Genomic DNA, 23,200 nt, shown 5'->3' on the forward strand with positions numbered 1-23,200 from the left:
GTTTTACGCCCTGCTTGGTGGTTTCCGCCAGACGTCACCAGCAGCGTAAAGTCCGAAACTGGACGTTGCTGATGTGGATCGGTGATGATTCTACCGAACGTCAGGAGGTTATAAACAAATCTCGGCATAACGAATGGAACGAGTGCCGGTGACCGGAGTTTGGGGACTATGCAGGAGGAATGTTTCATGCGCCACAAATTGTTTTGGCTCTTGGTCCCCATTTCGGCGTTGTTCCTCTTTCTCAATTCTCTCGGGGCTTTTGCCCAACAAAATGCTTCAGTACACGGGGAGAGCGGAGAATGGCCGATGCCAGCGAGGGATTTCGCAAGTACGCGATTTAGTCCGCTCAACGAAATCAATAGCGACAATGTGGATAAATTGAAGGTTGCGTTCACCTTCTCTCTTGGGGTCAATCGCGGACAGGAATCGTCACCCATCGTAATAGAAGACACTCTATATGTGGTCACGCCCTATCCGAACATTCTCTATGCCCTCGATCTCAAAAAGCCGGGCGCGCCCCTCAAATGGAAGTATGAGCCGAAGACCGAAGCAGCGGCCCAGGGAGTGGCGTGCTGCGATACAGTAAACCGGGGGCCTGTCTATGGAGACGGGCGCATCTACTACAATACATTGGATGGCCACACTATCGCTGTCGATGCGCAAACGGGCCGCGAACTGTGGAACGTGCGGCTGGGTGACATCAATATCGGCGAGACCATGACAATGGCCCCGCTCTTCGTCAACGGCAGGGTGCTCGTCGGGAACTCCGGGGGTGAATTCGGCGTGCGAGGATGGATACAGGCGCTGGAAGCAGGAAGCGGCAAAGTACTTTGGAAAGCTTGGAGCACCGGCCCCGACAAGGACGTTTTAATCGGCCCTGATTTTCACCCTTATTACGACATGGATAAAGGCAAGGATCTCGGCGTTACCAGTTGGCCGCCGGATGCCTGGAAGCAGGGTGGAGGGAATGTATGGGGATGGATCTCCTATGATCCTGAGCTCAACCTGATCTTTCATGGGACGGGAAATCCCGGTCCCTGGAACGCCGACGCACGGCCGGGCGACAATAAATGGACCGCAGGTATATTTGCCCGTGACGCTAATACGGGAGAGGCTCGGTGGTTCTACCAGTGGAGCCCACATGACGTTTACGATCATGACGGAATAAACGAACAGATTTTGCTTGACCGGGACTGGCACGGTAAGCCGCGAAAGCTCCTCATCCGGCCAGAACGCAATGGTTATCTGTATGTAATGGACCGGCTGACCGGCGAAGTCTTGTCGGCAACTCCCTTTGCGCCGGTGAACAGTTCGACGGGTGTGGACCTGAAGACGGGCAGGTTGCAGATGAACCCGGACAAGCAACCTGAAACGGGCAAGGTTGTTCGCGACATCTGTCCCGCTGCCCCAGGCGCCAAAGACTGGAACCCGTCAGCCTATTCCCCGCAAACCGGGTATTTGTATATCCCGCACAACAATGTTTGCATGGACTTGGAAGGGGTTGAAGCCAACTACATCGCAGGTACGCCCTTTGTGGGTGCGAATGTTGCGATGAAGGCCGGGCCAGGCGATGGTCACCGCGGCGAATATTCTGCCTGGGATATCGATTCAGGAAAGGCGACTTGGACCATCAATGAGCGCTTCCCGGTATGGAGCGGCACGGTTGCGACCGCAGGCAACCTCGTTTTTTACGGTAATATGGAAGGCTGGTTCAAGGCTTTGGATGCCAGGACCGGCAAGCTGTTATGGCAGTTTAAAACGGGATCCGGCGTCATCGGGCAGCCGACGACCTATCGAGGGCCGGATGGCCATCAATATGTCGCCATTCTTTCCGGCGTCGGCGGCTGGTCGGGAGCAATTGCAGTGCTCGGCCTTGACGGAAGGGACCGTACCGCCGGGCTTGGATTTGTTGGCGCGATGCAGGATCTGCCTTCAGCCACAACCACAGGAGGCATGCTTTATGTTTTCCGTCTGCCTTAGGTCCACCGTCCTGATCCTCGGGATGGCCGTTGGCTTCGCCAGCCACGCCGGGGCACGCGAACTGCGTGTGTGCGCAGACCCTAACAACCTGCCATTTTCAAATAAGGATGGCACAGGCTTCGAAAACAAAATTGCCGCAATTGTCGCCAGCGAACTTCATGCGACTATTGTCTACACATGGTGGGCACAAAGACGTGGTTTCCTTCGTGAAGCATTGCTTTCCGGCCGCTGCGATCTCGTGCCCGGAACCGTTGCCGGAAATGACATGCTGAGGACGACGCGGCCATATTATCGTTCAAGTTACGTCTTTTTGACGCGGCGCAGTGACGATATCCAAATCACATCCCTCGACGATCCGCTGCTTCGTACAAAAACAATCGGTGTGCAGCTTGTTGGTGATGACGGCAGCAATACGCCGCCGGCACATGCACTTGCGCGGCGTGGCCTTGCTCAAAACCTGCGCGGGTATCCCGTTTATGGTAACTATGCAGGCAGCTCTCCAGGGCGTACCATTGTCGCTGCCTTGGACGCCGGAGCAATCGATGTCGCCATCGTGTGGGGGCCGACAGCGGGCTATTTTGCGCTCCATGATGATGTAAGGCTCGATCTGCGGCCCGTCACCCCCAACGTCGATCTTCCCATGCTGCCTATGGTGTTTGACATAACCATGGGGGTGCGGCGCGATGATGTGAACTTGCGCGATGAGGTTAACAATGCGCTGTCTAAACATCGCATGGCCATTGATGCAATCCTTACCGCGTATGGCGTCCCGCGTGCCGACTCCGCCGGAGGCCCCCCATGAAAAGCGTTTTTCTGCTTTGCCTTGTAGTTGTCCTCGCCGCCTGCCAGCGCGAAGAGCGTGACTTTACTAAGCGCAAGGAAAGTGAGCCGCCGGATACGGTCAGCGTTTCTCCGCTCCATCCGGGAAATCCACCCATCACAACGCTGGAAGAAAGTAAATACGAGCAGAGCGCATACGACGTGGCAGAGGGCAAACGGCTCTATCAGTGGTTCAATTGCACCGGCTGCCACTTCAATGGCGGCGGCGGCATTGGCCCGGCGTTGATGGATGACAAATGGATCTATGGTTCGTCCATCGAAAATATTGTGAAGACCATAAAGGAAGGCAGACCCAATGGCATGCCGTCTTTTGGCGGGTTAATTCCGGAAAAAGAAACCTGGCAACTTGCTGCCTATGTACGGGCGTTGGGCGGATTTGTTGCCAAGGACGTTGCGCCCTCGCGTAATGATGATCTCAGTGCCAGTCCCGCAGAAAACCGGCTTCCTTCTCCGAAACCATATAACGGAAAAGCCCCATGAAAAGGCTGACAGCAGGCCTGGTGGCCCTTCTCCTGTCGGGGTGCAGCAACTACGCCGTGCTGGACCCGCATGGAGAGAGCGCGGGCTCCATTTCCGAGCTTTTGCTGCTCTTTTTTTGGGTCTGCAGCATCATATGGCTGATAGTCATGCTGGCTCTTGCCTACGCGATATTCCGCAAACGACCTGCTGTCAGCGGAGCAGACCTTTTGCTTGGAGCCGCTGAGCAAAACCGTCAGCTAACGGCAATCGTCAGCGTTTGCGTCGCCATCACCTTCTTAGTCCTGACGGGCCTGACCTTCTCGAGCTATATAGCGGGCAAGGCCGTCGCTGACATGGCGCAGCGCGGAACACTCACTATCCGCATTACCGGATACCAATGGTGGTGGGATGTGGAATATGAAGACACGCGGCCCGATCACATAATTTATACCGCCAACGAAATCCACGTCCCGGTCGGCGAAGCCGTAAAAGTCAAGCTCGAGTCGGGGGATGTTATTCATAGCCTGTGGATTCCTAGTCTCTTTGGGAAACGCGATCTCATCCCCGGACAGCACAACGAGCTCACATTCATCGCTGAAAAGACCGGCATCTATCGCGGTCAATGTGCAGAATTTTGTGGTTTGCAACATGCCTATATGGGACTGACCGTGGTTGCCGAACCCCGCGCCACCTTCGACGCATGGCGGTTGAGCCAACTAATGCCTGCCGCTGCCCCAAAACAGGACCTGCAGGTCGGTCTCAACGTTTTCCTCACCCGGGGATGTGCACTTTGTCATACGATACGCGGCACGAGCGCCGGTGGGCGTGTGGCACCAGACCTTACCCATATCGCCAGTCGCCACACCTTGGCGGCAGGGGCCTTGGATATGAAACCGGATCAACTTGCGCGTTGGATATCCGACCCTCAAGCAATCAAACCAGGATCCAAAATGCCGTGGATTGATCTCAATCCCGATGAGATGCGTGCAGTGACATCCTATGTCGGGAGCTTGAGATGAGCGTCCTGAAATCATCCCCAATCTACGATCTTCGCGACACGGGCCTCACGGATTCTGCGCTTGACCGGTTTTTGACGGAGACGTGGAAAACGCCTTCCGGGCTTTATGGTTGGCTCGCAACGGTCGATCATAAAATCATAGGCCGGCGATACATCATCACCGCTTTCTTTTTCTTCATTCTGGCTGGCCTTTCGGCGGCGGCCATGCGTCTGCAGCTTGCGGTACCGGACAATAAGCTGATAGGTCCGGATCTTTACAACCAGCTTTTCACTATGCACGGCACAACGATGATGTTTCTCTTCGCGGTGCCGATAATGGAAGCTTTTGCCGTTTATCTCGTACCTCTCATGATCGGCACGAGGAACATTGCTTTTCCGCGCCTCAATGCTTTCAGCTACTGGGTTTACCTCCTGGGTGGGCTTATGATCTGGATAGCATTTGCCTTGAATTCGGGGGCCGACGCTGGCTGGTTTTCTTATGTCCCGCTGGCTGGTCCTGAATATGGTATCGGCAAACGCAGCGACTTCTGGGCACAGATGATCACCTTTACGGAGGTGGCCGGCCTTGCTGTCGCTGTTGAAATTATCGCGACAGTTTTCAAACAGCGGGCTCCGGGCATGACGCTCGACCGTATACCGATATTTGTGTGGTCGATGCTCATCATGGCCTTTGTCGTATTGTTCGCGATGCCCGCAGTCATGATGGCCAGCACAATGCTGATTCTAGACAGGCTTGTCGGTACTCAGTTTTTCAATCCCGCCGAGGGCGGAGACGCCTTGTTGTGGCAACACCTCTTCTGGTTCTTCGGTCACCCCGAGGTCTATATAATCTTCATTCCCGCGACGGGATTTGTCTCCGCTATTCTACCCACCTTCGTCCGCAGACCGATGTTTGGCCACCTTGCCATTGTCATGTCATTGATCTCGATTGGAATCCTTTCGTTTGGACTTTGGGTTCATCACATGTTCGCCACGGGGCTGCCGCAGATGGGCGAAAGCTTTTTCACCGCCTCCTCAATGATGATAGCCATTCCGAGCGGTTTGCAAATTTTTTGCTGGATAGCAACCATCTGGGCCGGCCGGCCCATCTTTAAGACGCCATTTCTTTTCGTTCTTGGCTTTATCGTAACGTTTGTGATTGGCGGACTGACAGGGGTAATGGTTGCGTCCGTTCCGCTCGATTTGCAGGTCCACGATACCTATTTCGTGGTCGCACATTTTCATTATGTTCTGGTGGGTGGTGCGGTCTTTCCTCTTTTGGGCGCGGTCCACTACTGGTACCCCAAGGTCACAGGTCGCATGATGAGTGAAACCATGGGCCGGTGGACTTTCGGGCTGGTGTTTATTGGTTTCAATGCCACGTTTTTCCCCATGCATTTGCTCGGTTTGCGAGGCATGCCCCGGCGTATCTATACTTATCCTGCGGCGAGTGAATGGGGGACGACCAATCTCTTGGTGAGCGCTGCGTCACTGCTCATCATCGCAGGACTGGTAATTTTCTTCTTTAATATCGTCCTCAGCCTGTTCCGGGGTGAATCGGCAGGTTCAAATCCATGGAACGCGCCGACCTTGGAATGGGCGATGCAATCGCCGCCGCCGCCCTACAATTTCCTGAGAATTCCAGCTGTATCACACCGCGAGCCACTGTGGTTCGACGGGAGTGTGTTGAACGTTGTTTGCGGACTGCGCGTCGATACGAGAGAGCTCCTGACCTCCACGGTCGCCGACGCTGTACCTGAACTGCGCGAGCCGTCCGTACGCAATTCGATCTGGCCCTTCTTGAGCGCCTTAGCGGTCGGTGCGGCGTTTCTTGCATCAATCTTCACGCCATGGGCGGTGGTTTGGGGCGGCGTACCGATCGCTATCGGTTTGATCGGTTGGTTCTGGCCAAAGGGCGATCCGGAGGATAAGGAATGAAACAGCGAACCATCGCCGATCTGAGCAACCTGCCTACCTACGGCTTCGGCGCACAAAGTCCGATGTGGTGGGGCACACTGGCGTTTATATCGCTTGAGGCCACGGGCTTTGCCCTGGCGGTTGGCACGTACTTCTATCTTGAGTTTGTAGCAAGCGGGTGGCCCATAGCAGCACCGGCGCCGGACCTTGGCGCGGGCACGCTCGTGCTCATTCTACTGGTGGCCAGCGTTTTACCTAACCATTTGACGGATCGCTGGGCTAAAAATCAGGAACTGAGAAAAACTCGCTTGGGCTTGCTTCTCATGTCGATTTTTGGACTTTTGCCGCTAATAATCAGGATATGGGAATTTCGCGCGCTGCATGTGTCGTGGGATCAAAACGCCTATGGCTCAATCTTGTGGCTGCTGCTCGGCCTTCACACGTTCCACCTTCTCACCGATCTTGGCGACACGCTCGTCCTGACGGCACTTATGTTTACCCGTCATGGTCGGTCAGGCCGGCGTTTCAGCGACGTATCCGACAATGCTTTCTATTGGGACTTCGTGGTAGCCTCGTGGGTAGTCCTCTATCTAGTGATTTATATCTTCCCGCGGTGGTCGGCATGAGGAGGAGTATAGACCGCCTATATTTTGCGGGCTTGTTGACCGGTCCCATTGGTTGGGCGGCGACCTTGCAGACAGCCTATTCGCTTGTGTCGGCGGAGTGTGCATCAGCCTCCATCCATGTCGTCCAGGTGACGCTCGTTGGCGCGGCTATCGCTTTGACGGGAGGCACCATTTCCTGGACTGTACGTAGCCACCTTAAGGCAGCTGGCACAAGGCATTTTGTTGCCGGGCTATCGGCTGGCGCGGCGCTGCTTTTCGCGCTCGCAATTTTGTTGCAGATGGCCGCTGCATTCATCTTCAAGGGTTGTGAGGTATGAACGTTTTTTCTTTCGACAGCACAGGCCCCTATATCGATGCCAGCCGGTGCTATGGCGGGTTCGTGGTTTATGGATGGACGCTCGATGCACCTGTGACCATCCCCTTGCTGATCGTTGCCAGTCTGTATGCTGTCGGAGCAGGCCGCCTTTGGCACCGCGCCGGCCTGTTTCATGGCGCTAGCGCTACGCACGCGGTTTGCTTCCTTATTGGCTGGCTCACCTTGGTCTTCGCTCTCATTTCTCCGCTCCATGCAGCATCTCGCCATGTATTCACGGCGCATATGATCGAGCATGAGGCCGTCATGGTGATCGCGGCGCCGTTTCTTGTTTTGTCACGCCCTCTAGGCACCTTCCTATGGGCATTCCCAAAAAAAATCCGTCGCTATGTTGGCGCGGGAACGAAAGTTTCATGGTGGTCCGGCGCTTGGCGATTTGTCACGATGCCGCTCGTTGCAACAATCCTGCACGCTTTCGCGATATGGCTTTGGCACGTTCCCATCCTGTTCGAAGCCGCGCTCAGCAATGAGATGTTGCATTGGCTCCAGCACGCGACTTTCCTTTTTTCGGCATTGATATTCTGGTGGGCGCTTTTGGCTGCACCAAATGCCCGCCGGAATTATGGTCAAGCCGCAGGTGATTTCTTCGCAACTGCGGGGCATACCAGCCTTCTCGGCATTCTGCTTTTTCTCTCCCCGCAAACTTGGTATTCATCCCAAACCGCGGGCGCCTGGGGTATGACCGCGATTGAAGACCAACAATTGGCAGGCCTCCTCATGTGGGTGCCTTCAGGGCTGATCTACGCCGGTGCAGCGTTGGCCTGCCTGTCACTTTGGATTGCCGGGACGACGGATCCTGAGGCCCAATCCGTCCTCTTACGGGAGCGGTATACCGGCGGGTTGCAATCGGTAACGTCAAAAAACTAGGCATTCATCTTAGGCTTTGGAACAAAAGTTTCCGGTTCGTGGTTAGGAGGACGCGTCGGCCGCGAAGTCGGGTGTACATCGTTCAACCAAATGAGGAACACATGTTACCGAAATTACGAACTACCAACCAACTATCGGGTAGCTTGGAGCAAACGATAAGGGGGCTGGGCTGGTTCAGTATTGCATTAGGGCTGTCGGAGGTTTTTCTGGGCCGGAAGATGTCTCGCGCACTCGGAATGGAAGACAAAACGGCGCTAACCCGGATGTATGGGCTTCGGGAAATCGCCGCGGGAGTCTTGTCGCTTTCCCCTTATCGAAAACAAGGCCTTTGGAGCCGCGTTGTCGGTGATGTCCTCGACATAGCCACTTTGCTTGGAGCATATTCTAGGAGGCACCCCAGGAGCTTGAACGTTTCACTGGGTCTTGTAGCTGTTGCCGGTGTTACCATACTTGACGTCTTGTGCGCCCAATCCTTGTCTAAACTGGATCAGGACCGCCTCCGCCTGGATGGTGCTTCATGTGCCGCAGCTATAAAAAATCGTTTTGATGAGCTTCTCGGTACGGCAGATTTCATCGTCCTGTATGATGAGGCCAAGGCGGCAGGATGGGAGCATGAAGAAATCTGCCATGCTATCGGCGCATTGATTATGGAGCGAAATAAACAAGAGCAACGGTAGCTGCTGTTTCGTCTGTTCCCGATGTGAATGGTTTGTCGGCTACTGGTGCCAGACGCAACGCGACCTTCCTATATAGGCGATCAACAAAGGCTTTGAAACAGCCGGCGCATTGCCGCAGTCAAGGCCTGAATGTTCCCGTGCCCGGGGCCTCGCTGGTGCGGGATATCCGGCTCCGTTCGAGGCGCAGGTTTCGTTCGAAGGTTAAAAGTGTAGGTCTAGCTCGGCGCGGCTAGAACAAGAAGGGCAAGACGTCTGCGTCAGACGCGACCGGGCAGGCTAGTATCACGACCCTCGACACCCGACCGGTTGCTTAGAACAGGATTGCCGATCCTGCCATAAGCATTGCCGCTCCCCAAATGAGGAATCCAAAATCTCAGTAAATCCAAAGTCGGCGCGGAACGGTCTTGTTCACATGATGGAGCTGAAGCAGATCATGGTTAACGATACCCTGGTATACGCACCGTCAACGAAGTTACGGCGAAGTTTTGAACTAATGCCGGGTGTGGAAAGCTTGCTTAAGAGGCACCCCAAGGAGAGTGTCCCGCGCGCGCGCGTCAATGGTTGATTCTTGTATAGTCAATGCAGGGAGAACGCGTAATCTCTGCATATCCGCAAGGGAATTTTCTCGATCGGCTGCGCCCACAGCTATGAAGGAAGGATCGCGCAGTCCCCTATCGAACAGCGACATTATTGTTCTAGCAAGCCGCTCAGAATGATGGTGCGTTTTGGCTGGTCGTCGCAAAATTGCCGACGCCTGATACAACGCTAGTTCCATGATATGCCAATCCTCGCTTGAATAAGTGAGTTTTTGAAAAAGATTCGGTGCCATCTAACTTCCTCCCACCTATTCTATACTCCCTATAATATTTTCCCGCTATGCTCCGTCCGGTACCGGACAGTTCCATTCGATTGAATCAAGCAATCGTACCCCAGGCATCATTCCAAAGTTCAAGGTTATCAATGATGACAACAACTTCGGCAAACCCGTAATTGTTTTTAACGTCCAAGGCGCGCTCAAGCGTCAAGGGAACGGGCGTCGCATAAAAATAATCGCCTTTGTTTGTAAGGCTGTTCTCTGGCCACTCGACTTCAGCCAGCACGCGCCCCTCTTGTTCAATTATCCTTAGGCGAACTGCGTTAACGGGTGTAAAGTCAGACGCGAGGAGTCTGCGATATTTGGCATTTTGATCCATCCTGACCTTTCAGGCGTAGCAGCTTCGTTCTTACCCGACATTTTCCGAATGGCCTACATTCGCGAATTGTCCTCTAGAGGACATACCATTGTTCTTGATTTCTAGTCTGATATTTATGGTTTTGAAAGCGCTGGTTCGTCACTTTGTTCCTTGCGGGAAGGAGCATTATGGCGTTGGTTCAATCCACTGTTCAAAACAAACTTCTTAAATCTTTGTCATCAGCAGATTTTGACCTGCTTGCTCCTGATCTCGAATACGTTGCCTTTTCGCTGCGCGATCAGATTGAAGCTCCGGACAAACCCATCGATAGTGCACTGTTTATCGAGGACGGTATTGCGTCCATTGTAGCAAAAAGCCCGGACGGCGGCGACATTGAAGTTGGTCTGGTCGGGGTCGACGGTATGACAGCGACCACACTCGTCCTTGGTGGCGCCAGCTCGCCGCTTTCCGTCTATATCCAGCTTGCCGGTTCCGGCCACCGGATTGCCCGCGACAAATTGCTGGCAGCGATCGCACAAAGCTCAACCCTGCGAGGGGTGTTCCTTCTTTATATCCAGACACTGATCATTCAAGCGGCGACGACCGCTCTGATTAACGGTCAGGCCAACGCCCGAACAAGGCTGGCTCGGTGGCTGTTGATGGTGCATGACCGCACCTCGGGTCATGAATTATATCTCACTCATGAATTTATGGCGGTCATGCTGGGCATGCGCCGTCCATGGGTAACGGAGACCCTGCATTCACTCGAAGGCGAAGGCCATATCCATTCTACGCGGGGTAAGGTCACAATGATCAACCGCGCGGGTCTGATGGCCGAGGCAAACGGGTTTTACGGCGTCGCCGAGCGCGAATATCAAAATCTATTGGGCATAGCGATTTCTCGTTGAAGCTGGGCACAATTAGGTGACCGGACAATGATCTGTTATTCTAACGATCCAAGGCTGTTTTGCCTTGCTAAAAGCCAACGTTGAGTTGGTAGAAAGCCGAAATCCGTGTTCCAAGCAAAATTTGAGAACGCCTTGCTCAGGTCTCTGAGTGAGGAAGATTTTGCACTCCTAGCTCCCTATCTAAAATCGATGGAATTAACCTACCGCCAGCAGCTTGAGGTTCCGAACATCCCTATCGCCAATATGGTTTTTCCGGAAAGCGGCGTTGTTTCAATCGTCGCCAAGAGTCCGGATGGCAACGACACAGAAATTGCCCTTATAGGTTATGAGGGCGTTACTGGGATTGCGTGTCTTCTGGGTGCGAAATCAACCCCACACGCAACGTATGTTCAAGTGGCCGGTTCAGGCAATCAGATTGCCGTTTCTGACCTTTTGAGTTGCACGCGTCAAAGCTCGGGATTATTCGAGAAACTCCTCCTCTTCACCCAAAGCCTCAATATTCAGACGGCGTCAACAGCACTTGCAAATGTGAGAGGTGACGCCCAAACAAGACTGGCGCGATGGTTACTCATGACCCAGGACCGAACCCGCGACAACGAATTGGGTATCACCCATGAGTTGTTGGCCGTCATGCTCGGGTTGCGGCGGCCATGGGTTACAGAAACACTTAATGGCTTGCAGTCTTCAGGGCTCGTCGCCTTGCGGCGGCAAGTGGTCACTGTATTGGATCGCGCTGGACTGATCTCTGTGGCCAATGGTTTCTACGGGGTGGCCGAAGAAGAGTATTCGAAGCTGCTCACCTCTAGCCCTTGATGAACCGCTTCCGTAGCAATCTGCGCTGAGTCGAGCTTGCCCTGGCCGAATAACTTCACCACGATTCAGTTCGATGCGATCTGCACCGTGTTCCAATCTTTCGGCGAAAGGAAAGCTTGTGGTTGGAGCGCGCGGCGCTCGCTCCTTACGAATTTTCAACTATTTTCTGACGGACGGCGTATGTCAATCGGTCCGGTTGCAGACAGAGGAACTATTCCCGGGTAGGCGTGTTTCAGGCTCAGATTATTGCTTCGGTAAGGTGAAGGGATGACCAAAAAGGGACAAACCACAACGCCCGCCGAGGTGTTCAAGCGTGGAGGCAGCCACGTTGATTTTCACGATAATATGAAGCGTGGCCACAAGCTCCTCGAGAATGACAAACGATTTCAGGACCTTTTGGATTCGGTTGGAAGAGGCAGAAAACAAGCAGTCGCAACCCAAGCCACTCAATAGACCGGTAGGTCCCGGCGCCCCTAAAGCCATCCGACGGAGTTGATTGATTTTTCCACCGTCGGTCATAATGTCTTTTACTTTCCGAAGCGATGTCGGCCGCCTTTTGGGATTCGCCGGGTGGTAATGCGTAGCCCTGTCGCAGCCTGCGGTGACCAAGCATCTCCGCAATCTCGAACGCCACGTCAACGCACGATTGCTGGAGCGTACGACGCGCGCGGTCCGGCCAACTGCGCAGGGATTGAGACTCTATGAGGTGAGCCGTACGCGCTTGCTTTGATCGGGAACGCGATGGAGGGCGTTCGCTAGGACATGTGCGAGATCGAAGGTGCCCTTCGTGTCCATGCCCCGTCCTGCATTGGCGCGCAGCATTTTCATGGCATGGTAATAGAGTTCCAGAACAAGCATCCGGCAGTCACGGTCCATCTCGTACTCGACATCGCCAGGTCGGTTTGATCTATGAGAAGCTGGCGTTTGGCGATTGTGGCGCGATTGACCGGTTCGTGCCCTCATGGCGGCCGTCAGGCGCGGTGTTGCGGCCGCGCAGTTCGTGGCCCAACACGATAGGTGAACGATGCGCCCGGACCTACTTCGGAGGGCTAAATCAGCTGCGAATGAAGCGCACCTTGTCGTCCCCATGTACGCGCATCAACGCGCAGTTGATCGATGCAGCAACTGCCGGGCGCCATCTTAGGGAAACGTGATTTGACGATGTTCACCAGTTTGAACATCCTGCCCATACCTACCCCTTGAGGCCCGGCCGCTCTCAGAGGCGTCCTGCCCCCGGTTGGGCCTCTCTTGCAGCATAGGACGGCAAGAAAGATGGCCAGTATAGGACGAGCCGTTCAGCCGCCTCGGGCACGGAGCTTATGTTTCGCGTCGCTGCAGGAAAGTTGGTTAAAATTGGCGTAGCAGCCAATGCTATGGTACTGACGGGTGGCTTCCGAGGGTAAGTGTGGTTACTGTTTTTACCGTGTTTTTTCGCCGTTTCTCGGGTCTATGTGGCGCGAAATGTGGAACGAAATGTGGCTCAATGTGCCGACCGCTTTCATGCGTGGTATTGCGACAGATTGGACAGATTGTATCCAAAGAATTGCGTGACTAGCGCCGCATCTTAAGGGCCCGCCATAGCATCGACTCGCTTGGCGGCAGCCGCCGACCGTCCTATAGTAATAAAAAGAGAGGGGAGAAAATGGAGAGGGACGAATTCGTGTCATCGGTGGTTCAGGAAGGAAATCACCGAACTGAGAAAGCGCGACGAGCGCCGGATGTCGACAGGGGCTAGCTTATTCTGGGGGATCTTAATCGGATTTGGTCTTGCTATATGGTTGATCGACTAACCTCCCCACGCATCACCGATAACACTGTTAAACTTTCGGTGTGACAGGCCGATAGATTGCCCTTTTAAACAAACGTTTCAAATTCAGTTTGCAATAACGTGCGGTAAAAGCGGCAAAAGTTGAAACTCGGTTTGACCCTACAGATTGTCATCTGGAAGACATAGGATTGCGCAAAATTTCGCAACCGATATCCAATTTTTAAGCATGGAGGCTGCCATGGCGACGCAGTTGAATGGCCGTTTGGAGTGCTCTGAATGCCGCACGAGGGATCTGCGGATACCCTTCACTCGGACACCCCAATATTATGTTCCACCTGCGGTAACTATATCGGCAGGTGGCATGAGATCGAAACCAGTTTCATCAATCGGGGCGGTTGGAACGGAGTGTTCGATCTCCATGATGGCCATATCATCAAAAGATGGTAATGCTATTTTTTGCGCTCTGCGTTATCAAGGCGGTCTAACAACTCTTTGAAGCGAACGTCCGTGGGTACCGTCTTGTAGCGCGTTACCAGCTCCTTACGAAGCTCGCCGTCGTAAACCGGCTGCTTCGCTTTATTGCTACGCTTTTTCTGTTCTTCGTCACTCATAAATTAGCTTCCGAAAAAGCAGCGAACTCGGAAGTATGCCGTTGGTTCCTGTAGGGCCGAAAAATGCTCGTCGGCCAACGCAGTGTGGTACTGACGGGTGGCTTCCAAGGGTAAGGATGGTTATTGTTTTTGCTGCCTTTTTCCCGCCAGTTCCTATGGTTTGTGGCGCAGAATGTGGAACGAAACGTGGCCCAATGTACCGACCGCTTTCATGCGACTGAAGTTACAATTTATCAGGAGGTGACGTTAAGGAAGTAACCATAGCGCCCAGTGATCGACTGCTGGACCTCATTTCCTCTGTTTATTCGAGGGAATATTCGAGGGTTAACGAGGGACCAAACCATTCAGGCGCCATCTTTCTCAGATCAAATAGAGCCGCTTCGCAGAAATTCTTGACTTTTAATCTATTCTGGTCTCGGACAGCAGGTGACGGCCCTTCTTTCAAATCTACCCCGGCAAACATCTGTATCACTGGGATCGCTGCTTCTCTATTTATCGCCTCAATGTCTTCTTTGATCATAGTTGCCACGCCGGCATCCGTCTTAGAAATATCAAGCCGTTTCCACAGATTATCCATCATCGCATCAGTGGGGAATGTGAACTTAATGAATTGACCCTCTGCACATCCTCTTACTCGTGAAAGACCCACCATATAGGGCCGGAATTTCTCGGCGTTATCCGAAAACGCCGAGCTCTCCGCGACACTCACCAGTATCATTGCTGCGGTCATCGCCGCTAACGGAATTTTCATTCGATCTAACTCGCAAACCAACGTTTAGGGCATCTGTTCTTATGAATCGCGATGCGTCAACTGCAAGGAATGCACTTAGCGTAAACGTCCGGCGTGACAGGCCGATAGATTGCCCTTTTGGATCAACAAACGATTCAAATTTTCGATTGCAATAACGGGCGGTAAAATGACGGCACTATCCTGGAGCTGTGAAACCCTTGCAATTGCTGGGGTTGTGTACCTCTATTGGAAGTTAACAGCGCTTAGCTTCCAATAGCTCATATTAAGCGCGTTAGGGGAATCATGCTTAAACTAGCAACCGTCGTGCTGCTTGCATTCATATCATCGCCAGGAGCAGCCCAGGAGCCTCAAGGACAGATAGCAGGGATCGGTGCCATGTCGTGCCAAGATGCCATAAAGCTGATCGACACAACGGCTTTCAAAACGCAGCTGTTTATTTGGGCAGCCGGATTCTTGTCCGGAGCAAACAGCGGAATGCTGGAAGGCAATTTACCAACACGAACCCTTCGTTCGGTCACGGTGGATACAGCCGCTGCAGACACATACGCTTACTGCGCCCGGCACGCCGACGAACATATCGTGGATGCTATAAAACAGATTTACATCGATCTGCCTCGGGCTCCTTAAGCACCATTACTCATCATGCGGCTCCACTCTACCGTCCGCACAGTACGGCAAACGTTGAAACTCGATTTTCGCCGTACACTCTTTATATAATATGCCCATGAACATCGCATGGAACGCACCGTCATCGGCGGAGAGACTGCACCTGGTGACTTCGTTGCCGAGGTTTGGAACAAACGCTTCAGCTCAAAGGTTCTCTCACGAGGTTATTGGAGGAACTCATGGCTGACGATAAATCAAAACGTGGCGCTAGGGACCGTGCAACAGTAGCAGCTGGTGAGAAGTATGACGTCGATCATCTTATGACGTCATTAAAACTAGGCCGGGACGATGCCGAGCAGCTGATAGCGAAGTACAATGGCAAACCGGGAGACCACCGGTTCGATCATTATTATGATAAGTGACGGAGCACCCGTGGATGATTCCTCTATGTGGGTTAACCCAGAATATCCTAGAGAGGCATCTACGCTGGACCAGACAGTGGCTCTCGCAGCTACCAGAGATTAGCCTCTATGGGGTTGGAATCGATTATGAAAGATCCGGTACTATCCCAGGGGGATTTCTAAAACAGACGCTAAGACGATGGGCCTTGAAATCTTAAAGGCGCTGCCAACCTGGTTGTATGAGGGGCAAGCGCTTTCGACACCCAGGGAATATGCGAAATGAGAGATTATTCATATCCGCAGTGTTGGCGCTTCGAGTGCCCGGCGCGCCGGCTCCAAGGACAATTCGGCACTGTCTAATTTCTGTTCCAGCTCGGCTTCCCGACTTCCTGCTCGTCTAAGCTCTTCTCACCCATGCTAGAAACCTGCGCCCGACTTCTGGCTTACCGCTTCAAATTGCAACGGTTTGTCAGAAGCCAGACAGGTCCACTTACCCCCGTTTGAAATTTTCTCCGACGAGTGCTTCCTAGATCTTAACATACTGTTTACGTTAACATTTTCCACGATACCGCACTTAACTACGGCTTAGCTTCCTCTTATCGGACTGCAGATAGCCCAAGTCGGGCACTGTGGAGCTGGCCGGGTGGTACGGGATGAGTAGTGCAGATGGCTGGTCATCCAAAAGCCCATTTTCCTTATATTTCGGGCATTCCTTCGACTGTAGAGCCGCCGTTTCACCCATTATCGGCATTTTCAAACGACCCTTTATCCATAACCTCCGATATTGTACAAAACGGCATAAGCCCGCTCGAAGATGAAACGAACTCAAACCCACGTCTCGTTGGATATCCCGTGTTTCAACTGAGGAGCAGCCAAATGAAGCGCAGCTTATCGAGTTGAAAGCCGCTGGTTGTCACACAATTTTCGAGAAGCAGGGCTCCGGCGCGTCCCGGGCCCGACCTTTGCTGGCGAAGCTGTTGCGCGATTAAAGCCGACGATGTGCTGCTCGATCGTCTGGCACGGTCTGTCAGGCATCGGCTGCAGGTGATCGAGCACTTGGAGCAGGTGGCGCTCGCTTTCGATCGTCGACGCCACAAGGCAGGTTTTTCTTTACAGGTTCTGGGCGCCGTCGCCCAATTGGAGCGCTCGTTGATTCCGAAACGCACGAACGCCGGGATCAAGGCCAAAGCGCGGGGTAAACTGCCAGGCAACCCCGGCTTCCGTGAACCGCGGCCAGATGCGCTCGCCAAGGCGTCGCGGGCACGACGACGCAGCCATCTCGCAGATTTGACCACAAACATGTCATCCTGGTTGCCAATCGTGCAACGCATGCGTCCGGATCATCCTGGGAAGACGTGACCCGGAGCATCAACGGGAGACAGGACAGACATGGTCGGTTGATCGTCTGCGCCATTCGGTCAACGGCTGGTGTGCGAGGGACTGGCTGATCCAGGATTGATTGTCCCCTCCCCTCGGCGCCGCCGCAAGACCGATTGATGTCGCTGATCGCCGGGATTGCCAACGCCAATCCGGATCTAACGTTCCGTGATATTGCCAGCCAACTTGAGGCCATGCATGAGCGCACACCGCGCGGATCATCAACATGGGCAGCTTCGTCGGTAAACACCTGCTCGACTGAGTCAAGAAACTGGCATTGGTATCACAATAGCCGTCGCAGCCCTCACGACCCGACAAATTGGAGGGCCGCTGCATCCGTCAGACCAAAAGTGAATTCGTGTCTCGCCTAGGTGACTGCGTCAAGTACCAGGTGTGATCAGCGTTAGCGATGGAAAATAAGTTCGATATCGACCGACATCGCGGGTCAGCAGGATCAGTTGGCTAACGGCTGCTTGGGCGCCAATGAAGAAGTCAGGCAGAACGCCGGTGCGCGACCCTCCCAATTTACGGTATTGCGTGAAGACTTTTCCCGCCAGGAACAGCGCAGCGCGCGGTATGGGAGCAATTTCAAGGCCAGCTTCAACAACAAACGCCTCAAGCTCTTCAATGCGACCGTAACGAACCGCGAGCTCGGCATAGACCATATCATTGATCAGTAATGGACCGCGCCAGGATGCCGCCTCAAGCTGCGCGATCGACCAGTCGGACAAATTGGGATCGTCGGTGACTAGATCGAGCAGAACATTCGTGTCGACTAGAATCACTATCCACCGCGCGTCAGTGCCATGGTCGCGTCAGTATCAAGCCCGTCGCCGGCATGGCCGCGCAGCTTATCAAAGCGGCTTGTGGGCGGCTTTCTATCGACGCGCGTGATAACCACGCTGCCATCGGTCGCTCGGTGAAAATCGACCTTGCTGCCCGGTACTATTCCCAGGAAATCGCGCACCGGCTTGGGAATGGTCACTTGCCCTTTCGTCGTAACGGTTGTAGTCATCTCATCCTCGGTAATGATTTCTGCCCACAAGGTATTACCTCTGTCGAAGCGTTTCAACCCCAACGTTGCGAGCGACAGTCTACCTCACCCGAGACGCACTCCGAGCATTCAATCCGCTGCGGTACATGTCTTACCCTATCTAGGCACTGAGCCGAAACTTGAAGCGGATTTGATTTCCAAAGCCGTGCCACAAGTGCGCCATCACAGTTTGTCCCGAACAGAGTTCAGAGCCATGGATAACATCGCTTGGCAGAAAACGCTGTCTCGAAACCCAGGGCTGCGTTGGCCGGGGTCAAAGCCGGACAGCGTTCGAAAAGCAATCAAATCTGGACCCAGCAGTTTGAGATACAGGCGCTCTTTGCGCCATTCGGGTTATGTTCTGGGCGGCAAGCATGCACTTCGGATTGTGCCCAAGTGGTGGAGATAGATGAGGAAACAGCACCTCTTTTTCCTCGCGCCGGTCATGGGATTTGCCCTGCTGGCTGCACTCGCTTTTTGTTCGACCGACGATGCGCCACCCAACCTCGGTCACATGACTCCGCTGTAACCGCCAGGAACCGGCGGATAACCAGTGCACTGGACCCACAATCGCGTCACGGCCACCTACTGCGGATGCGGGCGCCGCTTGCTTCAACGCCGCCATCAGCATTGGCCCGAGGAAAAACTTCGCTGCCCTCGCCTTTTCCGTCAAAGCTCTCCAGGCATCCGCTAGCCGAATTGATTCCAAAGTTCGCTGCAGGATACCGAAGACATCGAGCGCGTCCTCATAGACCGAGGGGAAAATCCTGGATAGACCCTTCCCCGGGTCGGCGTAGTGATCAGATCCCACCCAGTTGCAGGTTGTTCGAAAAAGCGTCCTCAAAGACCGCCCAGATGACATCTCTTTTCTTTCCGCCCTTAAAAACCCTGACAGTTGTCAGGATCTTGCACACACCTTTGTCGACTATCAGGCAACGCTCTCGCCCTGCCCGGGCATTCTGAGCAGCTCCATAAAATTGGCACCAAGGGAAAATTCGCCGCGATCCGCCTTCGACGTTAGATCCCGCGGACGGGCACCAGAGGGATTGCATCCCTCCCGCTTGAGAACTGTGATCACAACCCTCGTGATATAGATCGCGGCCGTCAACGCGGCCAAGACAATGGAGTTCTCAGCTGAGAACTTTTAGGGGACTGGCTTCTCAATCGGTAAACGAAAGCGCCACGACGAAAGTTCTCAGGTGAGAACTTTCGTGGAGTCATGGACCTGCCGAAGCGTTTCTCAATCCGGTTTTGCGCCGGCCTCATCTTGTTCCATACCAAGCAAAACTCGATATCATTTATCGGAATTTACATTCCTTTCTGATCATTCTTGTAATAGAATTGACTGAAGTTTTCTCTGACGTCCGGCTAAACGTGAAGGGCAGGGGCTCCGCACTTCCGAAAACGTTGACAGACGCGGCCCTTTCGTGACATCGTCGTTTGCAGGTCAGCTGCTTGCGCGCTCGTCCCGCTTTCAATCTCCCACACACTATAGTCCCGTATCCTGCAGTCCATCAGATGGAAGGTATTCCGACATTGGCTTCCGTTGCGAAATAAAGTTGACGAATTATCAATGCATTAGGTTCCAAGCTTTTTCCTGTGTTGGAGACAACGATGGCACAGCAACATACTCCCGCCCCACTTCTAGTTTGCCGCAAATCGACCAGCGGCAATGAGTAACAACGCGCCTGCAGTCCCTTCAATCCATCTGCGGCGACAATCGCAGAAGCCGCCATTTCTTCCAACTGCGGCGATCACGAGACTCAAGCTCGTGTAGACGATCCCACAAAGGCCGATGAAGATCGCAGACAGGATCAGCGGCCGCAGAGCTATGCCGCTGCCATGCTGCATGAATTGCGGTAGGATCGCAAAATAGATCAACATGCCTTTGGGATTGAGGAGCGCAGTCAGAAATCCGCGATGAAGCTGGCCACTGGCCGGGACGACCGAAAGGGTGATCTGCCCTGCCTTCATCGCAGATCGGACAAGCTGGAAAGCCAGACAGATCAGATACATGACACCCAGCCAACGCAACGCTTCGAACAGCATAGGGGATGCGGCGATGATCGCAGCGACCCCGAGGGCGGCGAGGGCGGAATGAACCATATAACCAAGGCAAATGCCTGCGGTCGAACGCAAGCCAGCGGATGCTCCGCTGGACAAAGCTTGCGATGCCACAAAGAGCATGTCGGGGCCGGGCGTGCAGATCAAGGGCAGCACGGTTGCGGCGAAAAAGAGCATCGTTCCTGTTTCCATGGATGGAATCATAGGGCAGTGGTTTCGCAATTTGGTTGCGAAGATGCCATTCTACGGCCTAGATTTGGCATTGGAATCTCCATGGGACAAAAAGTTAGCATCACATGCCAATAAAACTGGATGACATAGATCGGCGTATCCTGCGTGCCCTGCAACGCGATGGGCGGCTGCAGAATGTGGAGCTTGCCAAAGAAGTGGGCTTGTCACCCTCTCCCTGCTTGCGCCGGGTCAAGCTCCTGGAGGAGGCCGGGATTATCGATCGCTACGTGGCGGTTCTCAATGCAGCGAAGATCGGCCTCGGTCTGTCGATGTTCGCGCGGGTCTGGTTGACGGCACAGGATGCCGAAACCATAGATCATTTCATGGATGCCATGAAGCAACTTCCCCAAGTGATGGAGTGCTACATCATGCTCGGAGAGAGTGACGCCCTGCTGCGCGTGGTCGTAGCCGATCTGGATGACTACCGCCGCTTCCAGGCTGCGCACCTGACGCGGAAAAATGGAATTCAGAATGTCAAAACCGACGTGCCAAGCCAGATCGTGAAGCAGACCTACACTCTGCCACTATGATATTCCGGCATCCAACCCGCGCAGCCTGATACTTACGGTAGCGTTATATCCGTGCTTGCAATCAAAAGATGAACGCGGCATTCTAATCTTGGCAATGCCGTCGATCGCTGACACGGGTTAACCTGATGCGTCATTCACCTGCAGAATTGCTAAACCCAGGACATTTTCACACGGGTACAACTTTCGAAGCGATGGCTTCGGAGGAATGCCTCAACTCGACATTTTATCCAAGGGACGGACGCATCGCGGCATTGCCAACCGGAACGCATGGTGCGTCCCCGGGGGAAACGCCTACACTATCGCAAGGAAGATCACGATGAACCAGTTTCGTTTCAACATATTCGCCGCGACGGTGATTGCCGGCGCTGGCCTGGCATTTCTCACGCTCCCGGCATCGGCACAATCCGTTACCAAGACGTGCAGCACACAATATCAAGCTGCCAAGGAGGCTGGTACGCTCAAAGGCCAGAAATGGCCGGACTTCCTGTCAGCTTGCAGCGCGAAGCTGAAGACCGACGATGGCGCAGCGGCAGCCGCGCCCGCCGAAAAGACCCCAGCCAAAAAGACGGCAAAGGATACGGCCACAAAACCGGCCAAGACGACGCAAACGGCGACTTCAACCACCAGCGGCGGGATGTCGGCAAAAGCGGTCACCAAGGAATGCAGCACACAGTATCAGGCTGCCAAAACGGCGGGCACGCTCAATGGCCAGAAATGGCCGCAGTTCCTTTCTGCCTGCAGCGACAGCCTGAAATCGGACAATTCTGATGCGACCGTTCCTGACGAACCCGCACCCACCAAGGCTGCCACTACCAAAACAACGAAGACACAGGTGGCCAAGGCACAGACCTCCGCCGATGGCAAGCCTCTGTCTCCCGCTCAGGTCGCATTCCGCGCACGCATCAGCGAATGCGGCGATCAGTGGCAGCAGGCCAAGGCAAGCAACAAAACCCGCGGCCTGACCTGGCCGCAATACTGGAGTGCCTGCAACACGCGCCTCAAGTCCGAATAATCCTGATTGAAATTGGGGATGTAAGAAAACCGCCCGGGCACCCAGTCCGGGCGTTTTCACTAGAACCGTCACTGTTCATCGGCATCATCAATCAACATCAGGAGAAAGCCATGCCTATTCAGGATCTCGTCGATTCAATTGCAACGCAAGCCAATCTCGATCCACAAGCGGCGGAGAAGGCCGCAGGAACGGTACTATCCGTGCTCCAGCACGAGGCTCCCGAACAAGCAGCAACAATATTCGCAAAGATCCCGGGTGCTACCGAACTTGCCCAAAACTTCGATGTCATGGCAAGCGGGGCTCAGTCGGGTGGCTTTCTGTCAAGCGTGACCAGCATGCTTGGGGGTGTGGCGGGTGAAAAGGTTGGCGCGCTGGTCAATGGTGTCGCCGCACTGAAAGAGAGCGGGCTGACCGTCGAACAGATCCAGGAAGCTGGAGCTGCGGTGCTGGCCCATGCCAAGGAATACGCCGACCCAAAACTTGTCGATCAGCTTCTAGATTCGGTGCCCGGCCTGAAAGGTCATCTCGGCCTTTGAATGCAATGGGCTGACATTCTGCATCCGGCCATGTAAACCGTTCCAAGGTTATCAGGAATCGAGCGGAATGAACGGCACCAAACGGACATTTTATTTCGTGCTCGGATGGATGATGGTGGCGCTCGGCTTCATTGGCGCGCTTCTGCCCGTCATGCCGACAACGATCTTTCTCATCATCGCCGCCTGGTGTTTCAGCCGCTCGTCGCCGCGATTTGAAAAGTGGCTGCTTAAACATCCGGTGTTCGGGCCGACACTCGTGCAATGGCGCGAGCACGGAGCAGTGCCGAAACGCGTAAAATGGATTGCTTGCGGTGGCATGGCATTGGGCTACGCCACTTTCATGTATTTTGCCCGGCCGTCACCTCTGCTCGGAGGGGTGGTGGCGGTCTTTTTCATTGCCTGCGCCGCTTACGTTTTGACCCGTCCGAGTCTGGCGGCGTAACGAGAGGGTTCCAGGTTTTGACTGGACCATTCCCCATCTGCCACTCACTTCATCCAATTCGAAATCTCTCGGTGATCCTCGGGCTTGACCTGAGGACCCACACTTTCTTGAAGGAATGACAGCCCCACGCCTGGATTGAGCATCCCAATGGGTCCTCGGGTCAAGCCCGAGGATGACGGAAAGGGAAGCGCAATTCAACCACGACCTGA

26 protein-coding genes and 1 pseudogene are annotated in these 23,200 nt (G+C 54.2%); 19 read left to right on the plus strand and 8 right to left on the minus strand.

What is annotated here, in order from left to right; translation table 11 throughout:
- The first annotated feature begins 168 nt into the window (after positions 1-168).
- The 9 genes from PHA01_RS23350 (at position 169) to PHA01_RS23390 (ending at position 8,736) form a co-directional block, all read left to right on the plus strand.
- On the plus strand, positions 169-1,980 hold the full coding sequence (locus PHA01_RS23350) for a methanol/ethanol family PQQ-dependent dehydrogenase (RefSeq protein WP_417021021.1): 1,812 nt from the start codon (positions 169-171) through the stop codon (positions 1,978-1,980).
- The gene (locus tag PHA01_RS23355) at positions 1,961-2,782 is read left to right on the plus strand and encodes a substrate-binding domain-containing protein (protein WP_271898705.1); all 822 of its coding nucleotides are present in this window, start codon (positions 1,961-1,963) and stop codon (positions 2,780-2,782) included. The genes PHA01_RS23350 and PHA01_RS23355 overlap by 20 nt, the downstream gene beginning before the upstream one ends.
- Entirely contained in the window at positions 2,779-3,300 is a 522-nt protein-coding gene (locus PHA01_RS23360) for a c-type cytochrome (RefSeq protein ID WP_271898706.1), read from the plus strand. Before PHA01_RS23355 ends, PHA01_RS23360 begins: the two co-directional genes overlap by 4 nt.
- Entirely contained in the window at positions 3,297-4,298 is a 1,002-nt protein-coding gene (gene coxB, locus PHA01_RS23365; protein WP_271898707.1) for a cytochrome c oxidase subunit II, read from the plus strand. The genes PHA01_RS23360 and coxB overlap by 4 nt, the downstream gene beginning before the upstream one ends.
- Positions 4,295-6,214, plus strand: a complete 1,920-nt coding sequence (gene ctaD / locus PHA01_RS23370; RefSeq protein WP_271898708.1) for a cytochrome c oxidase subunit I — start codon at positions 4,295-4,297, stop codon at positions 6,212-6,214. Before coxB ends, ctaD begins: the two co-directional genes overlap by 4 nt.
- The gene (locus PHA01_RS23375) at positions 6,211-6,819 is read left to right on the plus strand and encodes a cytochrome c oxidase subunit 3 (RefSeq protein WP_271898709.1); all 609 of its coding nucleotides are present in this window, start codon (positions 6,211-6,213) and stop codon (positions 6,817-6,819) included. Before ctaD ends, PHA01_RS23375 begins: the two co-directional genes overlap by 4 nt.
- Positions 6,816-7,136: a hypothetical protein gene (locus PHA01_RS23380; RefSeq protein WP_271898710.1), complete on the plus strand. Its 321-nt coding sequence runs from the start codon at positions 6,816-6,818 to the stop codon at positions 7,134-7,136. The genes PHA01_RS23375 and PHA01_RS23380 overlap by 4 nt, the downstream gene beginning before the upstream one ends.
- The gene (locus tag PHA01_RS23385; RefSeq protein ID WP_271898711.1) at positions 7,133-8,059 is read left to right on the plus strand and encodes a cytochrome c oxidase assembly protein; all 927 of its coding nucleotides are present in this window, start codon (positions 7,133-7,135) and stop codon (positions 8,057-8,059) included. The genes PHA01_RS23380 and PHA01_RS23385 overlap by 4 nt, the downstream gene beginning before the upstream one ends.
- 404 nt (positions 8,060-8,463) lie before the next feature.
- Positions 8,464-8,736, plus strand: coding sequence for a hypothetical protein (locus tag PHA01_RS23390; protein ID WP_271898712.1), 273 nt, complete (start codon positions 8,464-8,466; stop codon positions 8,734-8,736).
- Between the two features lie 914 nt (positions 8,737-9,650).
- Here PHA01_RS23390 and PHA01_RS23395 read toward each other — a convergent pair.
- A complete protein-coding gene (locus PHA01_RS23395) occupies positions 9,651-9,929 on the minus strand; it encodes a hypothetical protein (RefSeq protein ID WP_271898713.1) in 279 nt (92 codons plus the stop codon).
- 167 nt (positions 9,930-10,096) lie between these two features.
- On the opposite strand from PHA01_RS23395, the gene PHA01_RS23400 reads away from it, so the two are divergent.
- Positions 10,097-10,816 (plus strand): Crp/Fnr family transcriptional regulator, encoded by a 720-nt coding sequence (locus tag PHA01_RS23400; protein ID WP_271898714.1) that lies wholly within the window; start codon positions 10,097-10,099, stop codon positions 10,814-10,816.
- 105 nt (positions 10,817-10,921) lie between these two features.
- The gene (locus tag PHA01_RS23405; protein WP_271898715.1) at positions 10,922-11,629 is read left to right on the plus strand and encodes a Crp/Fnr family transcriptional regulator; all 708 of its coding nucleotides are present in this window, start codon (positions 10,922-10,924) and stop codon (positions 11,627-11,629) included.
- A gap of 243 nt (positions 11,630-11,872) precedes the next feature.
- Here PHA01_RS23405 and PHA01_RS23410 read toward each other — a convergent pair whose 3' ends face one another.
- Entirely contained in the window at positions 11,873-12,148 is a 276-nt protein-coding gene (locus tag PHA01_RS23410; RefSeq protein WP_271898716.1) for a hypothetical protein, read from the minus strand.
- 82 nt (positions 12,149-12,230) lie between these two features.
- On the opposite strand from PHA01_RS23410, the gene PHA01_RS23415 reads away from it, so the two are divergent.
- Complete coding sequence (locus PHA01_RS23415; RefSeq protein WP_271898717.1) at positions 12,231-12,359, plus strand: LysR family transcriptional regulator; 129 nt, start codon at positions 12,231-12,233, stop codon at positions 12,357-12,359.
- On the opposite strand, the gene PHA01_RS23420 is transcribed toward PHA01_RS23415, so the two are convergent.
- The 3 genes from PHA01_RS23420 to PHA01_RS23430 form a co-directional block, all read right to left on the minus strand.
- Complete coding sequence (locus PHA01_RS23420) at positions 12,329-12,505, minus strand: hypothetical protein (protein ID WP_271898782.1); 177 nt, start codon at positions 12,503-12,505, stop codon at positions 12,329-12,331. The two genes, PHA01_RS23415 and PHA01_RS23420, sit on opposite strands and share 31 nt — an antisense overlap.
- A gap of 1,341 nt (positions 12,506-13,846) precedes the next feature.
- Positions 13,847-14,008 carry a hypothetical protein gene (locus PHA01_RS23425; RefSeq protein WP_271898718.1) on the minus strand — a complete coding sequence of 54 codons (162 nt, stop codon included), beginning with the start codon at positions 14,006-14,008 and terminating at the stop codon, positions 13,847-13,849.
- A 301-nt stretch (positions 14,009-14,309) separates the two neighbouring features.
- Complete coding sequence (locus PHA01_RS23430) at positions 14,310-14,759, minus strand: hypothetical protein (protein ID WP_271898719.1); 450 nt, start codon at positions 14,757-14,759, stop codon at positions 14,310-14,312.
- Positions 14,760-15,041: 282 nt separating this feature from the next.
- Between PHA01_RS23430 and PHA01_RS23435 the strand changes: the two genes are divergently transcribed.
- The 3 genes and pseudogenes from PHA01_RS23435 to PHA01_RS29495 all read left to right on the plus strand — a co-directional run.
- Positions 15,042-15,386, plus strand: a complete 345-nt coding sequence (locus tag PHA01_RS23435; protein ID WP_271898721.1) for a hypothetical protein — start codon at positions 15,042-15,044, stop codon at positions 15,384-15,386.
- 218 nt (positions 15,387-15,604) lie between these two features.
- A complete protein-coding gene (locus PHA01_RS23440; protein ID WP_271898722.1) occupies positions 15,605-15,787 on the plus strand; it encodes a DUF3606 domain-containing protein in 183 nt (60 codons plus the stop codon).
- Between the two features lie 777 nt (positions 15,788-16,564).
- Positions 16,565-17,418 (plus strand): annotated as a pseudogene (locus PHA01_RS29495) (recombinase family protein); the annotation flags it as partial.
- A gap of 105 nt (positions 17,419-17,523) precedes the next feature.
- On the opposite strand, the gene PHA01_RS23455 reads toward PHA01_RS29495, so the two are convergent.
- The 3 genes from PHA01_RS23455 to PHA01_RS23465 all read right to left on the minus strand — a co-directional run bounded on the left by PHA01_RS23455 (position 17,524) and on the right by PHA01_RS23465 (position 20,417).
- Complete coding sequence (locus tag PHA01_RS23455; RefSeq protein ID WP_271898725.1) at positions 17,524-17,928, minus strand: type II toxin-antitoxin system VapC family toxin; 405 nt, start codon at positions 17,926-17,928, stop codon at positions 17,524-17,526.
- Positions 17,928-18,158 (minus strand): AbrB/MazE/SpoVT family DNA-binding domain-containing protein, encoded by a 231-nt coding sequence (locus PHA01_RS23460; protein ID WP_271898726.1) that lies wholly within the window; start codon positions 18,156-18,158, stop codon positions 17,928-17,930. Before PHA01_RS23460 ends, PHA01_RS23455 begins: the two co-directional genes overlap by 1 nt.
- A 1,662-nt stretch (positions 18,159-19,820) precedes the next feature.
- On the minus strand, positions 19,821-20,417 hold the full coding sequence (locus PHA01_RS23465; RefSeq protein ID WP_271898727.1) for a LysE family translocator: 597 nt from the start codon (positions 20,415-20,417) through the stop codon (positions 19,821-19,823).
- 119 nt (positions 20,418-20,536) lie between these two features.
- Here PHA01_RS23465 and PHA01_RS23470 point away from each other — a divergent pair, with 119 nt between their 5' ends.
- From PHA01_RS23470 to PHA01_RS23485, 4 genes are all read left to right on the plus strand, one after another.
- Positions 20,537-21,001 (plus strand): Lrp/AsnC family transcriptional regulator, encoded by a 465-nt coding sequence (locus PHA01_RS23470; protein WP_224513542.1) that lies wholly within the window; start codon positions 20,537-20,539, stop codon positions 20,999-21,001.
- 316 nt (positions 21,002-21,317) lie between these two features.
- Positions 21,318-22,013: a hypothetical protein gene (locus PHA01_RS23475; protein WP_271898728.1), complete on the plus strand. Its 696-nt coding sequence runs from the start codon at positions 21,318-21,320 to the stop codon at positions 22,011-22,013.
- Between the two features lie 110 nt (positions 22,014-22,123).
- Complete coding sequence (locus PHA01_RS23480; RefSeq protein WP_271898729.1) at positions 22,124-22,549, plus strand: hypothetical protein; 426 nt, start codon at positions 22,124-22,126, stop codon at positions 22,547-22,549.
- 67 nt (positions 22,550-22,616) lie between these two features.
- Positions 22,617-22,991 carry a YbaN family protein gene (locus PHA01_RS23485; RefSeq protein WP_271898730.1) on the plus strand — a complete coding sequence of 125 codons (375 nt, stop codon included), beginning with the start codon at positions 22,617-22,619 and terminating at the stop codon, positions 22,989-22,991.
- Positions 22,992-23,200: the final 209 nt, after the last annotated feature.

The sequence above is a fragment of the Candidatus Phyllobacterium onerii genome, from assembly GCF_028331445.1.
GTDB classification, from domain to species: Bacteria; Pseudomonadota; Alphaproteobacteria; order Rhizobiales; family Rhizobiaceae; genus Phyllobacterium; species Phyllobacterium onerii.